At 27.8% G+C, this 17,098-nt stretch carries 18 protein-coding genes; 1 reads left to right on the top strand and 17 read right to left on the bottom strand.

Annotation, left to right across the window (positions count from 1 at the left end):
• Positions 1–47 precede the first annotated feature (47 nt).
• The 8 genes from I567_RS05675 to I567_RS05640 all read right to left on the bottom strand — a co-directional run bounded on the left by I567_RS05675 (position 48) and on the right by I567_RS05640 (position 6,330).
• Positions 48–653 (bottom strand): recombinase family protein, encoded by a 606-nt coding sequence (locus tag I567_RS05675; protein WP_016251294.1) that lies wholly within the window; start codon positions 651–653, stop codon positions 48–50.
• 118 nt (positions 654–771) lie between these two features.
• The gene (locus tag I567_RS05670; protein ID WP_016251293.1) at positions 772–1,329 is read right to left on the bottom strand and encodes a hypothetical protein; all 558 of its coding nucleotides are present in this window, start codon (positions 1,327–1,329) and stop codon (positions 772–774) included.
• A 3-nt stretch (positions 1,330–1,332) separates the two neighbouring features.
• Complete coding sequence (locus tag I567_RS05665) at positions 1,333–1,713, bottom strand: leucine-rich repeat domain-containing protein (RefSeq protein ID WP_010785548.1); 381 nt, start codon at positions 1,711–1,713, stop codon at positions 1,333–1,335.
• On the bottom strand, positions 1,710–2,216 hold the full coding sequence (locus I567_RS05660; RefSeq protein WP_010785547.1) for a hypothetical protein: 507 nt from the start codon (positions 2,214–2,216) through the stop codon (positions 1,710–1,712). The genes I567_RS05665 and I567_RS05660 overlap by 4 nt, the downstream gene beginning before the upstream one ends.
• A 20-nt stretch (positions 2,217–2,236) precedes the next feature.
• Positions 2,237–2,707, bottom strand: a complete 471-nt coding sequence (locus I567_RS05655) for a hypothetical protein (RefSeq protein ID WP_016251292.1) — start codon at positions 2,705–2,707, stop codon at positions 2,237–2,239.
• Between the two features lie 260 nt (positions 2,708–2,967).
• Positions 2,968–3,180 carry a hypothetical protein gene (locus I567_RS05650; protein ID WP_010785545.1) on the bottom strand — a complete coding sequence of 71 codons (213 nt, stop codon included), beginning with the start codon at positions 3,178–3,180 and terminating at the stop codon, positions 2,968–2,970.
• A 20-nt stretch (positions 3,181–3,200) separates the two neighbouring features.
• A complete protein-coding gene (locus tag I567_RS05645; RefSeq protein WP_016251291.1) occupies positions 3,201–5,573 on the bottom strand; it encodes a hypothetical protein in 2,373 nt (790 codons plus the stop codon).
• A 1-nt stretch (position 5,574) separates the two neighbouring features.
• Complete coding sequence (locus I567_RS05640; protein ID WP_016251290.1) at positions 5,575–6,330, bottom strand: hypothetical protein; 756 nt, start codon at positions 6,328–6,330, stop codon at positions 5,575–5,577.
• 707 nt (positions 6,331–7,037) lie between these two features.
• Between I567_RS05640 and I567_RS05635 the strand changes: the two genes are divergently transcribed.
• Positions 7,038–7,886: a hypothetical protein gene (locus tag I567_RS05635; RefSeq protein ID WP_016251289.1), complete on the top strand. Its 849-nt coding sequence runs from the start codon at positions 7,038–7,040 to the stop codon at positions 7,884–7,886.
• Between the two features lie 639 nt (positions 7,887–8,525).
• Here the strand turns inward: I567_RS05635 and I567_RS05630 are convergent.
• The 9 genes from I567_RS05630 to I567_RS05590 form a co-directional block, all read right to left on the bottom strand.
• Positions 8,526–10,406, bottom strand: a complete 1,881-nt coding sequence (locus I567_RS05630) for a hypothetical protein (RefSeq protein WP_016251288.1) — start codon at positions 10,404–10,406, stop codon at positions 8,526–8,528.
• Positions 10,407–10,505: 99 nt separating this feature from the next.
• Entirely contained in the window at positions 10,506–10,814 is a 309-nt protein-coding gene (locus tag I567_RS05625) for a hypothetical protein (protein ID WP_016251287.1), read from the bottom strand.
• Between the two features lie 69 nt (positions 10,815–10,883).
• Positions 10,884–11,072, bottom strand: a complete 189-nt coding sequence (locus I567_RS05620; RefSeq protein ID WP_016251286.1) for a hypothetical protein — start codon at positions 11,070–11,072, stop codon at positions 10,884–10,886.
• Positions 11,073–11,105: 33 nt separating this feature from the next.
• The gene (locus tag I567_RS05615) at positions 11,106–11,306 is read right to left on the bottom strand and encodes a hypothetical protein (protein WP_010785538.1); all 201 of its coding nucleotides are present in this window, start codon (positions 11,304–11,306) and stop codon (positions 11,106–11,108) included.
• Between the two features lie 694 nt (positions 11,307–12,000).
• Positions 12,001–13,998 carry a glycerophosphodiester phosphodiesterase family protein gene (locus tag I567_RS05605; RefSeq protein ID WP_016251285.1) on the bottom strand — a complete coding sequence of 666 codons (1,998 nt, stop codon included), beginning with the start codon at positions 13,996–13,998 and terminating at the stop codon, positions 12,001–12,003.
• Positions 13,999–14,146: 148 nt separating this feature from the next.
• A complete protein-coding gene (locus tag I567_RS05600; protein WP_018345209.1) occupies positions 14,147–14,614 on the bottom strand; it encodes a GAF domain-containing protein in 468 nt (155 codons plus the stop codon).
• Positions 14,615–14,968: 354 nt separating this feature from the next.
• Complete coding sequence (locus I567_RS05595) at positions 14,969–16,099, bottom strand: sodium ion-translocating decarboxylase subunit beta (protein WP_016251283.1); 1,131 nt, start codon at positions 16,097–16,099, stop codon at positions 14,969–14,971.
• A gap of 9 nt (positions 16,100–16,108) precedes the next feature.
• Positions 16,109–16,234: an OadG family protein gene (locus tag I567_RS12700; protein WP_016251282.1), complete on the bottom strand. Its 126-nt coding sequence runs from the start codon at positions 16,232–16,234 to the stop codon at positions 16,109–16,111.
• Between the two features lie 170 nt (positions 16,235–16,404).
• A complete protein-coding gene (locus tag I567_RS05590) occupies positions 16,405–17,085 on the bottom strand; it encodes a fructose-6-phosphate aldolase (RefSeq protein WP_016251281.1) in 681 nt (226 codons plus the stop codon).
• Positions 17,086–17,098: the final 13 nt, after the last annotated feature.

Below are 17,098 nucleotides of genomic sequence, written 5' to 3'. Positions count from 1 at the left end.
AACTGTTTGATATAAAAGTAAAGCAAAAATAGTGCTTGTGATAAGCACTATAATTTATCTAAATTTTTTAAATCTCGCCACTCTTTTTTTCTTGTTGCAATTGTCTTTTGTGAAACACAAAAAATGCTTGCTAATTCTTTATTAGTATATTGATTAGATTCAAAATGTTGATGTAAATGCTTTAGTTGGTTAGTATTTAACTTATGTTTTCTGCCCTCTCTGTAAGTTACATCATTTTGTCTTTTATATTCTCGACCTTCAAGCATTCTTTCAGCAATTAGATTTCTTTCAAATTCGGCAAATGCTGAAAACATTGTAAACATAAGCTTTCCAGAAGGTTTGTTATCTAAGATTCCCATATTTAATATATTTAAAGTTATATTTTTACTTGTCAATAACTCAGCGATTTTTAAAGCATCTGCTGTATTTCTTGCCAGTCTATCAAGTTTAGTGACAATTAAAGTGTCATTTTCCTTTAAAATTTCTATTAAATTATTAAAAACAGGTCTATCTTTTGTGTTTTTTCCTGATACATTTTCAATAAAAATGTTATCTTCTAACACTCCTTCAGCTTTTAATATTTCTATTTGTTTTAAATAAGTTTCTTTTTCAAATTGACTTCTAGTCGATACTCTCACATACCCATATTTCATTTTACACTCCTCCAAATTGTTAATTTTTTTATTTCTTAATTACCTCATGTTTTTACACTGTTCAATCACTTGATAAATAAGGAAATTTAAAAGAGGTAAAAACTTTGAATATATTACCTCATTTTAAATTTTCTAAATCTGCTAAAGCTGTATTAGCTCGTTCATCATCAGTGTTGATTTCATTTTGATTTTGATATGTTTTAAAATTGTCTAAATTGTTATAGTATTCAGCTAATTCATTTTCAAATTCAATATCAGTAGTTTCTGTTGTTGACTCTGTTGTTGCTTTTAAATTGTCAGATTCATTAGTATTATCAATAATTGCTTCTGAATTTAATGTTCCAATTCTTGATTCTTTTTTCTTTTCTTCTTGTTGTTTTTCAAAATTCTCATTATTTTTATCTAACAAGTTACTTCCTTTTTCTGAAATATTATTGACTGATTCAGAGACTTTATTTTTTGCTTTATCAACAATTCCTGTTGTGTTTTCTACTATTTTATCTGTATTACTGTCAAAGTTAGAATAGCTAATATAAATATAAATACAACTAATGATTGCTAAAATAATTGTTAGTTTTCTCCTATATTTGATAAAAATAGGAATTATTAGCAACAAGATAGCTAAACAAAATACAACATTATCTTTATTAGCAATCAAAAATTCAATTAGTTTCATGATTTAATCAATCCCTCCCTTGTTTATAATTTCTTCATCAAAATACAAAATTGGGTTATTAAAGTCATATGTTTCAATGTTTTCAAAAGCTCTCACATCGATTTTATTTTGAACTTTAACAGATGAAAAAGCATCAACACCTATTTTTTTAAGATTTTTTCCCCTCCCTTTAAATTCAACATTTTCTAATTCGCTATACAAAAATGCTCCAGCTTCGATAATTTCAATACTTTCAGGAAAAACAATACTTGTTAGACAATTTGATTGAAAGGCATTTTGACCGATATATTTAACATTTTCAGGTATTATCAAAGTTCCTTCTAAGTTGTTTGCAAATTGGAATGCTCTATCATCAATTACTTCTAAATTTTTAGGTAAAATCAACTCTTTGACATCAGATTCCCTGAAAGCCTCTTTTCCGATATATTTAACACAATATTGTAAAGTATATTTCTAACAGTGTTTACTTCTGTTTCTTTGTTCTCAACATCAGCAATATACTTTGATAATATTTCAAAACTCTCAACATTTAAGTCATCATTTACTTTGATATTTGCTAACTTAAACATCAATACTTGTGTATCTAAAGTATCAATAAATACTGATTTATCAAATGTTTTGTTGGTAATTGGATATTGATTAATGATTGATTGTAGTTGTTCGATTGCTACAAGCAATTCTAAATCATTAATCATATCATCAATAGTTGCTGATTGTTTACTTAATTTATCTTGCTTAAATCCATTGTCGACTCTAGATTTTAATATCAATCTAAAGTCTTTATCTATTACTAGCTCCTGATTTTTGTAGATTTGATTGTAGTATCTATAATTTAAATCTCTATCAAATGTTGTGTTCTCCTTTCCCTCAAATTCTAAATATTTCATTTTATTTTCCTCCTGATTTTTTATATTTTAAATTCTAAAACTTCAGTCACATTAATAAGATTACTGTTACCGATTCTTTTTATTTTTTTAGTCAAATCAATGCTATTAGATAGCTCAATCAATCTTGATAACTGATAAATTATTTTACTATCAAATGCGAATAATTCTTTAAAGTAATGTATTCCTATATATTTTTTTGTGTCAAAAGTGTCAAAACAAGTATAGTTAGTAGTCAAATAAACTTTATTACAATCATCAAAATCTATAAAATTAGAATTACTTATTACTACTTTAGAATCACTATTTAACACATTAGTATCTAATACACATTCTGCAACATCATCTAATACTCTTTCTAATTGCTTAAATAGCTGTTTTACATCTAATTTGTCTATTTTATCTTTTTCTGATTGCTCTAACACATCACCTTTATCTCCATTTTGATTAAAATCTAATACATAATTTTGTTTAATTATCTCTAATTTACTCATATTAAAAACTCCTTTATATTTATTTAGATACAATATTTATCTATATATCTATTAATAGCGTACTTAATTTTAATAGTCAAATTTAAACAACACTTTGTATCAAACATTGATGTATCAGTATTCAAACACAAAAAAGAAGCAAGGCGGAGTAACCTTGCTTCAGAAATAAATTTATAAATGACAGTGAGATATGCGACTTTTCGCTACTAACATATCTTTATATTATTATAGATACAATATTAAGTCAAATTTAAACAACATCATATATTATTAAATTTATCAAAATCCAAAATATCACTTGAAATACCTTCATTTTCTGTCTGTTTTACAGTTTGTTTGTCTGATATTTTATATTTTTTAGTTATATAGTCAGTAAGTGTAAATGTTTGTGATTTAACAACTTTAAAAGCAATTGCATCAATAATTGTATAAATTGTAAATACAATACTTATCAACATAAATAATTTAATCATGATAGCTTTCCTCCCCTTTTTTATAAATCTAAATTATCAAAGTCAAGAACTTCATCATCAGATATAGTTTCATTAATGCTCTGAATAGTTGATTCTTCTTGATTGTTGACAGAATCTCTCTTTTGTCTAAATGCTTCTAACTTATCTTTTGTGTTAAATTTTCTGCTGATATTCTTAGCAATTTCATCTGAATCAATATAATTAGTAGCAACTTCTATAAATCTTTCATCACTCAAGTATAGAAAATTATCTTCATTTTTAACTTTTAATTCACTTGATTTAAAATAAAATTGACCCATATTTTGCTTATTGTTATTTGTTATATGATTAAACATAAAGCCTGATTTATCAATGTTATTCCAAACATTACTACTAGAAACTCCATAAATCTGTGTTGTTGTTTGCTTTCTATAAGCTCCCATTTCTTTAACATTAAAGTCTTGTGTTCCGACTAATATTCTTAATCCTCTGCTTCTATGTGTTCTTGCCATTTTAGCTAATTTAATTTCATATGCTTGTTTTAAATTAACTGTTTCTCCAAATTCATTTTTTATCTTAATATATTCTAAATCAGCAACATTATTTTGCTTTTCATCAATTTTTAAATTAAAAATCCCCAATTTTGGTAAGTGACTGTATTTGCTATTATTAGCGATAGTCTTATTATAGTCTGCAATGTCTTTAGCATATACATCAGTTATTTGTTTACCAACTTCATATTCAAAATAATCATCGATTAAACACAAGTAATCATATTGTTCTTGAGGTTCTTTAACTATTAAAGCACCAGTTTTTTCAAATGGTTTCCTAAAATCCTCATTTGCTTTAACTGACATAAAAACAAAGTCTTGATATTCATATTCGCCATTTTCATCTTTTAATTCCATCTCAAATGCAGTTTTTAAATTAATAAAGCTTGTCTTACCACTCCCGGCTAATCCACCAATTTCATCATTCAAATTCTTAGGATTGTGTGCATTAGGATACTTAACTACCAAATCTTCAGTCAATGTTGAACCTATATTTAATTCTCTTTTTTCAGCCATTTCTCTAATTTCATTGTATTTAACTTCCCTACCTTTAAAATCATCATCAAAGACAAACATTAGATAGCAACTATTATCTCCATCACCTTTAAGAATATAAGGTGTTATACCTAACTTTGAACCAATGTAACTCGCTTTTGACTGTATCTGACTTTTAGTAATAGAGTCTAAAATCATAAATACTTTTAAATATTTCTTAGTCACAACCATTTTTTTAGCGAACTGATTGTGCAAGTGCATTCCCAGCACTTCTTTAGTATTATCTTGTCTTAAAAAATTAATATATTTAAGTGCTTCTTTGCTTAAACCTTTATTTTTTAATTCTAAGTCTTCTAAATCACTATAATATTTCGCAAAATCATTATCTAAAATATACTGCTTAACATCAAAAACTGGCTGTAAATTAAGACTTTCAGCAATTAAATTGTCTAAATGTAATTCTATCTGATAATTACTAACTAATTTATTTTCCGATGGTATTATTGATAGATTTAATCTATCATCTGTTGATTTATTAACTGTAATCTTAGATTTATCATTTATATCTGCTTTTATAGTTATTTTTACTATTTCATTTAAATCTTTAGTTATACCTGTTTTAGTATAATCTAACTTAATATTTAATGTCTCTTCGATTTCTTTTGTCTTTTCTAAGTAGCTTAAAATTAAATTTTGCAATTTATATTGACTGCTTGTGTTTGCAAATAACATATAAATATCATACACATCAGCTCTAATCTTTTTAAGTTCTTTTAAATTTTCTTCATTTTCTGCCTCTTTTACAAATTGTTTAATTTTGTAAAAAATAGGAGCTACTACAAATAATGCAACAAATACAATAGATGATAAATAAACCTTTAAAAACGAAAAAGCAACTTTTAAAATAACAAATGCAATCAACATTAATAATATATTCGCACTTAAATTTTCTTTCTTTTCTTGCCATGACATTTGTTTTCTTGCTTGCTTTCTAGCTAGTTTACTAGCTTTTTTCTCTTCTTTTTTAGCTTCAGCATTACTGATTAATTGATTATATATATTTACATCTGATTTGCTTACTTCTTGCAATATTATTCTAATTAATCTAGATTTATCAGCAGTATATGTTCCCTTTTTATCTAATTTTGTTAAAGATTTTATTTTAAAAAAATCAAATATATTTTTGAAAAATAATTCTAAAAAAGGCTTTGTTACTCGATATATCATTGTTGCTTTATCTGATATATAATTTAATGATTGTTTAGCAAATAGCTTTACTTTCTCCATCAAATCATTATTCTTATTGCTATTGTCACTGTTGTTACTATTGTTGCTACTTAAATTATGCAAATTATTAAAATCTGTCATTTTAGACTACCTCCCTTCTTCTATACTTTTTCTTATCTCTTTTCTTCTTTATATATTGATAATTCAGATTTTTTATCTCATATTCATTTTTGACTAAACTACTTAATTTATTCGATTGAATAAACTGTAACAGTTGCTTATGTTCCCTAATTTTCACTAATTCTAATTCTGAAGAATTGGAATCGAAGAAATACAATGAATCTAAATTTGAATCATAAATCAATATTTCTTTTTTGATTTCTTTTGTTACTATCTTATGTTTAATAACATTAAATAGTTTAGTTTGATTAACTACTAACACATCAACATAATTTTGATTGACTGTTTCAGCATATTCTTTAGCTATATCATCAATGTTTATCAGACTAACTACATTAACTCTTAAACTAAATGTAAATAAAATATCATTGATTTGCTTAAAAATATCTAATATCAAATAACTTTCTTTTCTTTTTTTACTTTCTTTTAAATCAACATTGCTGTATTTTAGATTAAATTGATTAATTATTGACATAATACCAATCAATTTTTTATTATGTTCTATATTTTCAAAATCGACATTTGATTTATAGTATATGTTTTGATTTATCCTATTTTTCTTGATTATTTTTTTATCTGCTAATGATTTTAGATTTGTATTTAATCTTGATGCAGTACAGTTTAGCAATTTTAGTAAATCACTCTCTGCAATCCCTTTACTGTTGTTGACAATATTTAATAACTCTGTTGTGTTGATTGAACGATTATTTAAAGTCATTTACATCACTCCTTTTTTTATTTTTTTATCCCCTCTTTCTCATTCGGTTTTTAATGCAAATTTTAATAAAATTTCTTCAAAAAAATATTTTTTTAGAAATATTTATGTTATATACCCTCTTTTCAGACAATATTTTAGTTAAATTATTTAGAAAATAATTTAACTATATATCTTTGAAAAGTTTGATATATCTATATTTCCAATATATTTATGGCTAATTTTTTCTGAATACACCTCCATCAATTTTTTTTAAAACTACTTAACATCTACTACACATCTACTAATGGTCCTTCACACATCTACTACACATTTATTTTTCAAAAAAATAAAAACATAAATTCTTTAAAACAGTTGATAAATCAACCTTTTAGTAATCTACCTTTAAAAACTACTTATTTATCAAGGTTTATTGTATTTTTATAGATATAATTTTAATCTATAATTTAATTATAAAATGTTATTTATCTGTAGTCAAATTTAAACAACACCTAGTTAAAAAGACTTGATTTTATTAGATTATTTACTTATATACAAACAAATATACCACTTTATATAGATTGTCATGTAAGTAAAAGGTTGATTTATCAATCGTTATTTAAAAGTGTTGTTTAAATTTGATTAAGTCAAAAAATGATGTTATAAATATAGTTAGATAGTTTACAAATTATATTTAAATAAATACAAAAAAAATAACGGAGAGGATGGTAATGACAATAAAATTAGACAGCAAAAGAGTAACTGATGATGATTTAAAAAGTATAAATCTAAGATTTAAAAATAATGGATTGATTACTGAAGAAATCACTAATGATTTTGGAAATTATATTGTTAAAAGTTTTAATCAATTTAACTTTTTTAACATTGATTTGATTAGCTTATTTAATAAAGTAAACGATAAATCCCAATTTTTACAAGAGACCTTTGATGATGTAAAAACTTTGTATTTAAATCAAAATACTAGTATCAACAATCAAATAAAAAGCAATAAACAATTAGAAAATATACTCGATACTGCAATTAAGTATAGATTAGCAACTTTTTACAATGCTTTTCTTTCAGAGGATTATAAAATATACAAGACTTTAGAGATATTAAAATCCGAGGGAATTAAAGCTCATGTATTAATATCTGATATTTTAGACAAAAAATTCGGTATTGATTTTATTTTAATAGTAAATAATGAATTTCCGCTATATTTCCACAGCATAAACGGCAGTAACAATGCAAAAGAGAGATTAAAAACAAAGATAAAAAAACAAGTTAAATTAGGTAATATTACAATAAATAGAGCTACTCTTTTTAACAAAAAATACCATTTTATTTTTACTGATTTTAAAGGTGATTACTATCATTTTAAAGATTTGCAAATCAACAATCAAAAAAAATACAAGGAATCTATAACTAAAAACATTGAAAAACAAGCAAAAAGTATTATCAAAATATATAAAAATGTCTCTGAAGATGAAAAAGAAGAAGCAAAAAAGGAATTAGAACAAATCACAAAATATTTAAATGAAACTAACATCAAAGTTGAAATCAAAGCAATCATAAATTAAGACCTCAAAATTGGGGTCTATTTTTTTATTCAAAATTAATGACAAAACACACTTAAAAAATGACCCCTTTAAAACCTTGATTTTATAAGGGTTTTTATTATGTTGACAAAAAAGAAAGATTATTGTTATATCAAGGTTTTAAGCACCTATTTTTCAAAAAACACCTCTCAGATTCAATTAAAAAAAATTTATGGGTAATTCTACACTAACTTTTAAATTTAAGGTGTTTTTTTGTTATGAATAATTTAAATATCTAATGATAAACAGTTAATAAGTACTGATATATCAATGTTTTATTGATTATTAAATAGAGAGCAAATTTTACACATTTGACTGAACTTAAATATGTTATATAAGTAAGCAAGCTCTGCTTGCTAATACTCAACAATCAGAAATAGAAAAATAGATGCTTTAAAGCTTGATATATCAATGATAACCTTTTATAGCCCCCCTAAAGTAGTATTATATTATATATAGGGGGGCTATGAAGCAATTAAAGTAGAGATATTGTTGATATATCAGTATTTATCTTACATTGATAATGATTAATTTATGTAGTATATTGCTTATTCTTAGATATTAAATAAATAGATAGCAAATAAAAAAGAATACTGTTAAATCAGTACTCTCCTTTCATTTTTATTTTAGATAAAATATATTACCTTTAATTACTGTTGATTTATCAATACATAATTGCTCTTTTAAGTCATTAGATATTTTATCAAAAGCTAAATCTTGCGAGTAGTAATTGCTATATTCTAAAACTACTTTATTTCTAAACTTTGTTAGATTCTTTTGGACTTTTGGGAATTTATTTTCTTTCAATAATTCTACTAATGTTGAATTTTTAATATAATTTGTATCATTTTCTATTAGATAAGTATGTATCACACTCATTATCATTTCAATTTTTTTGGTCGAATCATTACTTATCACTAAATTATCAGTAATATTCTTAACTTCAGAATCAAATTTTTGTGGGAATACTTTTAATGCTATTTCTTTACTGTAGTTAGTATATAACCATTCAAAATTTAGACTTCCTTCGACTGTAAATTTTTTAGAATTTAATTCTTTTAGAATGCTTTCAACAGTTTCTAAATCTGCATTGTCTGCTATGCTTAAAAAATTTGGGTATCTTTTATATCTTTTTAAACCTGTTTCGTTATTGCTTTTAGCTCTAGATTTATCAATGTTTTCTAATAATTGCTTGTCCACATTTTCTATTTTCTCTTTGATTAAAATATCTGTCAAAGTTAGTAAATACATACATTTAACTACTGTTTCTTTGCTTACATTTTTATGTTTGACTCTATGATTGATTTGTTTAGTCAAAGAATCAACAGTTAGATAGCTCATTATCTTAACATTACCACTACTGTCTATATATTTATACTCAGATACAATCTTAAGCATTGATGTAATTTCTTCCAAATTTCGACTTAAAAATTTATAAGAAGTTGGATAAAGATTTGATAAATCAGGATTTTCTAAACTACTAATTAGATAATCCACTGTTCTAATTTGTCGCTGAATCAAAGTATCAGTTACTAATTGACTATCTGTTAGATACATTAATAGTTCAATAGCTTCGAATGCTGTTATGTCAGCTAATTTAGCAACTAATCTAACTAAATCAGCTCGATAATTGTTAGCAAAATTATGATAAATTTGTGTTTCTGTTTCAGAAATGTAAACTCCTGCAGATGGCTTATTATCTTCAAAAACAATGCAATTAAATGATTTTTTTGTCGGTAAATCAAGGAACTCTAACATATCAACTTCAGTTTTAAAGAAATGATTTACACTTGTTTCATTTTTGAATTGATTATTTAAAACATTAGTATTGCTATATTTAATAGCAATAATCTCTTTAGCTTGCTTAAATTTTTTATTTTTAATTAACTCATAAACATAAGTATTATCAATAATTTCAAAATCTTTAGGTATGTTTACTTCATATCTTTTAACTTTTTCTTCTAATACTTCTCTGACCACTTCAGATTTCTTTAATCTATTTTCAAAATTTATTTCTCTAAATCCTGAATTACTACCAAAAAACAGGCGGTTAGGGTTACTTGTGTGTCTGTCTGCTTGAGGATATTTGCTTAACAATACTCTATAAGCCATTTTCACTTCGTCTGCTGTGTTTAATTCTTTATCTAAAGCAAATACTACTCTAAATTTATCAATAAGTTTAGAATCGCTAAAAGTGCGATAGATAAAGCAAGCATTGTCTTTAATAAATTTATCATTAAGTGCTTGCTCTAATGTAAATTGATTGTCTTTATCTTGATTATCAAAGTCTAACATTAAAATAGATTGTTGCTCTAATTCTGACTGCTTTAAATTAGCTATATAAGTTGCTAACATTACTGTTCTGCCTTTTTCAGCAATTTCTTTAGCTAATTCTCTTAAATCTAAATTTGCTCTTTGTTTATATATCTTGTTAGTGATTATTCCAATTTCTTTGCTTTCGGGCTTTCTATTAAATTGTTGATTATCTAAATATACTTGCATGGTTTCACTCCCTTCTGTCATTTTTTTTAGTTTTTAAATTTTAAAAACTTTATCAGTAGTTAGATATTAAGTTATCTAACTACTTAAAAACCTTTAAAATCAACCTTCTTCAACTTCTCCAAAAATTTCTTCAAAATCTTCAACATCTAAATTTTCCATTGCAAACTCTTTAGCTTCTTCGTCACTTACTAGATATATTGTGCAACTACCTGATGTTGTATTATTTCCGATTTCTTTCGCATATTTTGATAATGGACCACCTTCACCATACATAAAAAATGCCCCCTTTTTAGTTTGATAAAGCTCTTCTAAACAATAATTAAAATCTCTTTGATTAGAGTACTCATAAGTTGCTATTAATGTTGCTGTTTCTGTGTTATATTTTTTTCCTTCAATAATTTTTTGCATAGTATTTTTACCGTCCTTTTTATTATTTTGTATTACTTTAGATACAATATTTATTTTTAAATTTTTTTATTAAAAATCCTTGTCAAAAATAGAATTAGTTATCGCATTAGCTCTCAATACAATATATAATGCTAGTGTCTCAGACTGTTCTGTTGTGTATTTTTTATGTTTAAAATCACTTACTAAAGCATAATATATTTCAATTTGTTCTTCTTCTAATCCTAATTCTTCTAACTGCTTAATTTCCTTATTTTTCATGACATTTACCTTCCTTTTATTTTTTGTATTTAATTAGATATAATAATTTTTCAGAAATTTTTTTAACTCTGATTGCTTATTATTACTAATGTTGTAACCTTTTTTTAAATAGTTGCTTAAATGTTGCTTAGATATATTACAATTACTAACTATAAATGATTGCTTTACTCCTTTTTTATTTACTAAATCTAACAACTCTTGCCTTAAAGCACCTTCTTTATCTTTATTTTCCAAGTTAATTACCCCCTTTTTTATTTTTGTATCTTCATAAATATAATACTTATGTCTGCTACATCTACAGTTATAGCATATTTAAAAATAAAGTCAAATTTAAATGTTGACTTTATTTTTAATTTATGTATCAATCAAATATACCATAAAAATTAAACTGTCAATCATTGATACATCAACATTATTGATATGTAAGCATTTCTAATTTTTGCGATATGATTGAGTATAAAAGTTATATACTATAAAATATTTTTTGTCATTTTTATCAATCTTAAGAATTTCTTAATAATTTATATATAAAGATATATAAAAAAGTAGTCTAAAAGCGATTAGACTACTTTTTTGTATATTTATGTGTTTTTTGATAAAAAACTTAAAAGATTTAGTTGCGACAAAACACTGATTTATACACATATTTATTTACTAAAATGACACACTTTTGACCCAAAATTTTTAAACTAGAGCTATTTTTAGCTTAATTTTAAGTGTTTCTGTCTAAAATAAAATTTGAGAAACATTGATATAACAGTAATCTGTTGTTTCTTATTTTTAAGTAGCAAAACACTTCGACTCCCACCGCCTCCATAGGTATTTTTTAAATGTGCTAAAAAAGCGTTGAGATTGCTCAACGCTTTTTTCTTTATATACAAGATAAGAGCGCCTCAACGCGATTGGAAGAAACGCTCTTTTTGTATGGCTAATCATCTGTTGTGATATAATCCACACCCATTTGTTCCATTTGCCAATATTGACTTGCAGGAACAGTCCAGGCACCAACCTGTAAACCAGCAGCTTTAGCTTGGGCTACCTTTTCATAAGTTAGATTTTGCCATTTAATATTTAAACCAGCTCGCGTTCCTAAGTGTTTGGCTTTTTTGATATTACTTGCCGTGATATCTTTATCCAAATACATCACCGCAGCTTCGGGCATGATTTGTTTGATTACTTTTAAGGGTTCATAATGAAACGAAATAAATCTAGCAGTCAAACCAAAACCAGCTTCACGCACCATTTGCACCAAATGTTGATAAGCAGCCTCATTTATTTCTTTATCTTTAATCTCAATGACCGGAATTTTTTGCTTACTTTGACAGATTGCTAAAAATTCTACCAGTGTCGGAATTTTTAACTCCGCATATACATAGTGTTGCTCACCAATACCAATTAAACGAAATTGAAGAAGTTGTTGGTAAGTAAATAAGCCCAATTTTCCTCTACCGTTACTTGTACGATCTAAAGAATCATCGTGCATAATCACCCACTGTTGATCGGCCGTTAAATGAATATCTGTCTCAATCGCTTCATATTTTGTTTGCTTAAAAGCTGGCAATGAATTTTCCGGTGCATATTGATGATTGCCCCGATGATTGACATACATAGCCACTCGATTTTTCGATACCTTATCTTTCATTTCACCCATCCTTTGTGTTCCAGTTTGATCTATCTCAACATCTACTAGACTATCAATTTCCTTGCCATCAAAATGAACTCTGCGCGTATCAATCATCACTTCAAAAATTCCTTGTTGATTTGGCGAATTAACTGTATACCACTGCAAGTCATCTTGATTGCCTCTAGCCGTCCATACTGCAAAACGTGCTTGCAAAATACGCTCATTCTTATTTAACTTTAATTGTAGCGCATAAATACCACGAGGCCCATCTATTTTCTTCATTTTGTAACTAATGGTTTTCAAAATATATTTAGGAATGAAAAATTGCTTGCTAATGAAACTAACTTGCGACTGAGTTGGCGTATTTCTTTGAATATAGCCAGTATAATACCCCGTCTCATAGCGATTATGATCATGGTTCGTAAAATATAAAGATAAATGCTTTGGTCCTGTTTGTTTTAATGGATAATTTTTGACATCATCCAAGCCATTTGCCTGACTGAACATCGCTATTTGATAAGAAACTTTTTTTAATAATGGATAAGTAAAGTTGAAATCCATCTGAATCTTTCCATCATCAATCTTCGTATAGTCAAAATACATACTCTCAATGCTGTTTTGTTTTTGATGTTCAAAATCAGCTAAAGAAAAATCTGTTAAATGATGCCCCATGAATTCATGTTTTTGTGACTTTCTTTCGCTGTGAACAAATTTTTTCAATCGTTTCTCTTTAATCAAATGCATTGGTTGAGAAGAAGCTAACTGTAGGCTCGGGTATAATAATTGCTTAGGTTGATGATAATTTTTTGCTTTGAAATGATCTTGAATTGGAAAATACTCATACTCCATCAACATTCCCGAAAGCAAAACCCCTTGGCGCCATTTTGTTTTTGGACGCTGAGAAAAAAATTTTGTTTGAATATAATAAGTCGTATCAGATAATTTCTTGGCTGGAATTTCGTAATAGTCTTTACTATTTTTTTGATAAAAGACCATTGAGACAAAGCGACTCTGTTGACTAACGGGTATTTCGATATAACTTTCAAAATAGCCATTTTTAGATTGCGACTGATGATTATAGACTTTCACCGCTTGATTGGCTAAACCATCCATTTGGATAGCATTGACTAAACCTAGCTGCTGTGCTAATTGAGGAATCATCGCATCTGGTTTTGTTTTAAAAACATGCTCTTCTTTAGGTGGATGTAAAGCAAGATAAATATCATCTGCATAACAATAGATAAGCATGCCGATTAGGATAATAGCAAGCGTCACACCACTGATAATTTTTTTATTTTTCATGATTTAATACCATCTTTTCTTCACTATGAATCAGTATAAAGCTTTCCAAATGGTATGTGAATAGATGTTATTTCATTCTAAACAAATCTTAATAAAATAAACGGCCTCTTCTCTAAAATTTAGAAAAGAAGCCGCTTTGAAGCTTTCATTATAAACTATCTAAAAGAATCGCGACATATTGTTCTAAAAATTCTTGATCGATTTCATCATACATGCCAATTTTAGAACTATCGATATCCAGTACTCCGATTAACTTGCCGTCTTTAACCATTGGCACGACAATTTCAGACATTGCTGCAGAATCACAGGAAATATAATTCTCATGCTCTTTGACATTAGGGACGATTAATGTTTCTTCCTTTTGCGCAGATTCTCCACAAACACCTTTGCCCATTTGAATTCTCGTACAAGAAACTCTCCCTTGAAATGGTCCTAAAATTAATTCTTGTCCATCAAAAAGATAATAACCGGCAAATACCGTTTCTTTTAATGTTTCATTTAATAAAGCAGATGAATTACTCAAATTGGCAATCCAATTACTTTCAATCTCTAATAAGCCTTTTTGTTGAAGCAATAATAACTCATAAGCTTCACGTTTTTCTTCTTTTGACCACATACACGCTGCCCCTTTCATTTTCCATAATGATACTTTACCATAAGGAATCTGAAAAGAAAATCTTTTTAAGTTATCCACATCATTCAAAAAATATCGGAATTTTTGTTTCACAATTTTTGGGGAAGATAAATTTTTTTCTTGACGTGTTGATATCATTCATTTTTAAAGCAGAACAAACATTTGTATATCAGCAAGTAAAACTGTTTACGTGAGTTATCCTCAAAAAAATGAAAATAAAAGAATGCTTATTTGACGCAATTTCATACGGATTATTTCGCAAAAAGCGTTTTATTTTTTCACCTTGTTTCACTAAAAAATTTGTTTCACAGCAGCACGTCACTTATTGAACATTCATTATTGGAAGAATGCTAGTAAAACACCGGCTGCTACGGCTGAACCAATAACTCCGGCAACATTTGGTCCCATCGCATACATCAATAAATAGTTATGAGGATTGGCTTTTTGACCTTCTAAATGAACTACACGCGCTGCCATTGGAACGGCTGATACCCCTGCTGCACCAATCATTGGGTTTACTTTTCCTTTTGTCACATAATACATTAGTTTGCCCATCAATACCCCTGAAGCGGTGCCAACTGCAAAAGCGATCAGCCCAAGCATAATGATAATTAAGGTCGTTTTGGATAAGAATAAATTTCCTTCTGCCTTGGCACCCACTGTTAAACCTAAAATAACGGTGATAATATACATAAAGACATTTTGTAAGACTTCAGATAATTTCGGTACTAATTTAACTTCACGAATTAAGTTCCCTAACATTAAGCACCCAATTAATGTCGTAGCACTAGGAACTAATAGACTGACAAAAATAGTCACAGCGATTGGAAAGATAATTTTTTCTTTTTGACTCACTTTACGGGTGACTTTCATTGGACATTGGCGTTCTTTTTCTGTAGTTAGTGCACGAATAATCGGTGGTTGAATAATTGGCACCAACGCCATATAAGAATAAGCAGCTAAAGCGATGGCGGGTAATAAATTAGGTGCTAGACGACTGGTTAAAAAGATTGCTGTCGGACCATCTGCCCCACCAATAATGCCAATGGATGCCGCTTCTTGTAGCGACATATGAAACAAAATTGCTAAGAAAAAGGCCGCAAAAATACCAAACTGGGCAGCTCCCCCTAAAAGAATCGTGTAAGGATTGGCAAGCAAAGGTTCAAAATCTGTCGCTGCTCCTAAACATAAAAAGATTAATGGCGGATAAATCCCTAATTCCGTACCCAAATATAAATAATGTAATAAGCCACCTGGTTGACCATTGGTAGCACCGGCCATAAGATTAGCTAAAGGTAAATTCACTAACAACATCCCAAAGGCAATCGGAATCATTAAATACGGCTCATATTTCTTTTTAATTCCCAAATATAAAAAGAAACACGCTAATAAAATCATGATTCCATTTTGCAGCGTTAAATTGGCTATTCCTGAAGTTTCAATCATTTGTTGAACAATTGCTGACATATGCTCCCCCTACTTTCCACCTTGATTTAAGATTTTACTCATCACGACCATTAGCCCCCAGATGCCTAGCAAGACAACAAAAACCACAAGCATCGCAAAGAGCGTTAAAAATAGAATATCGCCTAATCCATACATACACTCACCTTCTTACCACTTTTTGATAGCGCTTTCTATTAACTATAGTATAACACAGTTTCAATCATTTGACTGATAAATAAGAAATTTTTCACATAAAACAAAAAAAAATAAACATGCACCTTGCTTGGTGAAAACAAGGTGCATGTCCGTTAATGATTCATTTTCAATTATGATAAGTCATGAATGTAGCTATCTTGATAGATGCTTTCCCAATCTTGTGAGAAATCATCAATAGCTTTTTGGATAGATGGCATACTAAAGGCTTGAGCAACAACATCTGGACCAATCGTAACAGCTTGAGTCCCTTGATTGATAGCCTGTAACACTTGACTGACATTTTTAAAACTAGCTGCTAAGATTTTACTATCGGAATGAACCCGCTTTATCTCAGCTGCAAGATTTTGAATCACTAAACTAGCCTCAATGTTTAAATTTTCCATCCGATTATAATAAGGTGCTAGATAATCCGCCCCTGCATGAATGGCCAACAACCCTTGAAATTCTGTATAAATTGCCGTGGCTGTGATATGGATACCTTGACGTTTCAACTCCTTCATTACTTTAAAGCCAACTTCATTACTCGGTACTTTAATATAGACTTGATCATCCACTTCCTTTAAGATTCTTTGCGCATCAGCCAACATGCCTTCATAGTCCGTCGCAACCACTTGGACATGTAAGGTACGATTTTTGCCAATGATTTGCCGAATTTGGCGTAAATGTTCAAAAAAATCGATTTTTCCTTCTTTTTTAATGATGGATGGATTACTGGTTACCCCATCAATTGGTAAAGTATTTACATATTTTTGAATTTGTTCTAAATTGGCAGTATCTAATAATAGTTCCATTTTTTTCACCTTC

The sequence above is a fragment of the Enterococcus cecorum DSM 20682 = ATCC 43198 genome, assembly GCF_000407565.1.
Classification (GTDB): domain Bacteria; phylum Bacillota; class Bacilli; order Lactobacillales; family Enterococcaceae; genus Enterococcus_E; species Enterococcus_E cecorum.
Note: the sequence above shows the minus strand (reverse complement) of the source record. Positions and strands in the feature narration are given on the sequence as shown.

Excerpts from the sequence above, each read along its gene's own strand:
- I567_RS05675 (WP_016251294.1), bottom strand. The coding sequence starts at position 653 with ATGAAATATGGGTATGTGAGAGTATCGACTAGAAGTCAATTTGAAAAA.
- I567_RS05670 (WP_016251293.1), bottom strand. The coding sequence starts at position 1,329 with ATGAAACTAATTGAATTTTTGATTGCTAATAAAGATAATGTTGTATTT.
- I567_RS05660 (WP_010785547.1), bottom strand. The coding sequence starts at position 2,216 with ATGAAATATTTAGAATTTGAGGGAAAGGAGAACACAACATTTGATAGA.
- I567_RS05655 (WP_016251292.1), bottom strand. The coding sequence starts at position 2,707 with ATGAGTAAATTAGAGATAATTAAACAAAATTATGTATTAGATTTTAAT.
- I567_RS05650 (WP_010785545.1), bottom strand. The coding sequence starts at position 3,180 with ATGATTAAATTATTTATGTTGATAAGTATTGTATTTACAATTTATACA.
- I567_RS05645 (WP_016251291.1), bottom strand. The coding sequence starts at position 5,573 with ATGACAGATTTTAATAATTTGCATAATTTAAGTAGCAACAATAGTAAC.
- I567_RS05640 (WP_016251290.1), bottom strand. The coding sequence starts at position 6,330 with ATGACTTTAAATAATCGTTCAATCAACACAACAGAGTTATTAAATATT.
- I567_RS05635 (WP_016251289.1), top strand. The coding sequence starts at position 7,038 with ATGACAATAAAATTAGACAGCAAAAGAGTAACTGATGATGATTTAAAA.
- I567_RS05630 (WP_016251288.1), bottom strand. The coding sequence starts at position 10,406 with ATGCAAGTATATTTAGATAATCAACAATTTAATAGAAAGCCCGAAAGC.
- I567_RS05625 (WP_016251287.1), bottom strand. The coding sequence starts at position 10,814 with ATGCAAAAAATTATTGAAGGAAAAAAATATAACACAGAAACAGCAACA.
- I567_RS05620 (WP_016251286.1), bottom strand. The coding sequence starts at position 11,072 with ATGAAAAATAAGGAAATTAAGCAGTTAGAAGAATTAGGATTAGAAGAA.
- I567_RS05605 (WP_016251285.1), bottom strand. The coding sequence starts at position 13,998 with ATGAAAAATAAAAAAATTATCAGTGGTGTGACGCTTGCTATTATCCTA.
- I567_RS05600 (WP_018345209.1), bottom strand. The coding sequence starts at position 14,614 with ATGTGGTCAAAAGAAGAAAAACGTGAAGCTTATGAGTTATTATTGCTT.
- I567_RS05595 (WP_016251283.1), bottom strand. The coding sequence starts at position 16,099 with ATGTCAGCAATTGTTCAACAAATGATTGAAACTTCAGGAATAGCCAAT.
- I567_RS12700 (WP_016251282.1), bottom strand. The coding sequence starts at position 16,234 with ATGTATGGATTAGGCGATATTCTATTTTTAACGCTCTTTGCGATGCTT.
- I567_RS05590 (WP_016251281.1), bottom strand. The coding sequence starts at position 17,085 with ATGGAACTATTATTAGATACTGCCAATTTAGAACAAATTCAAAAATAT.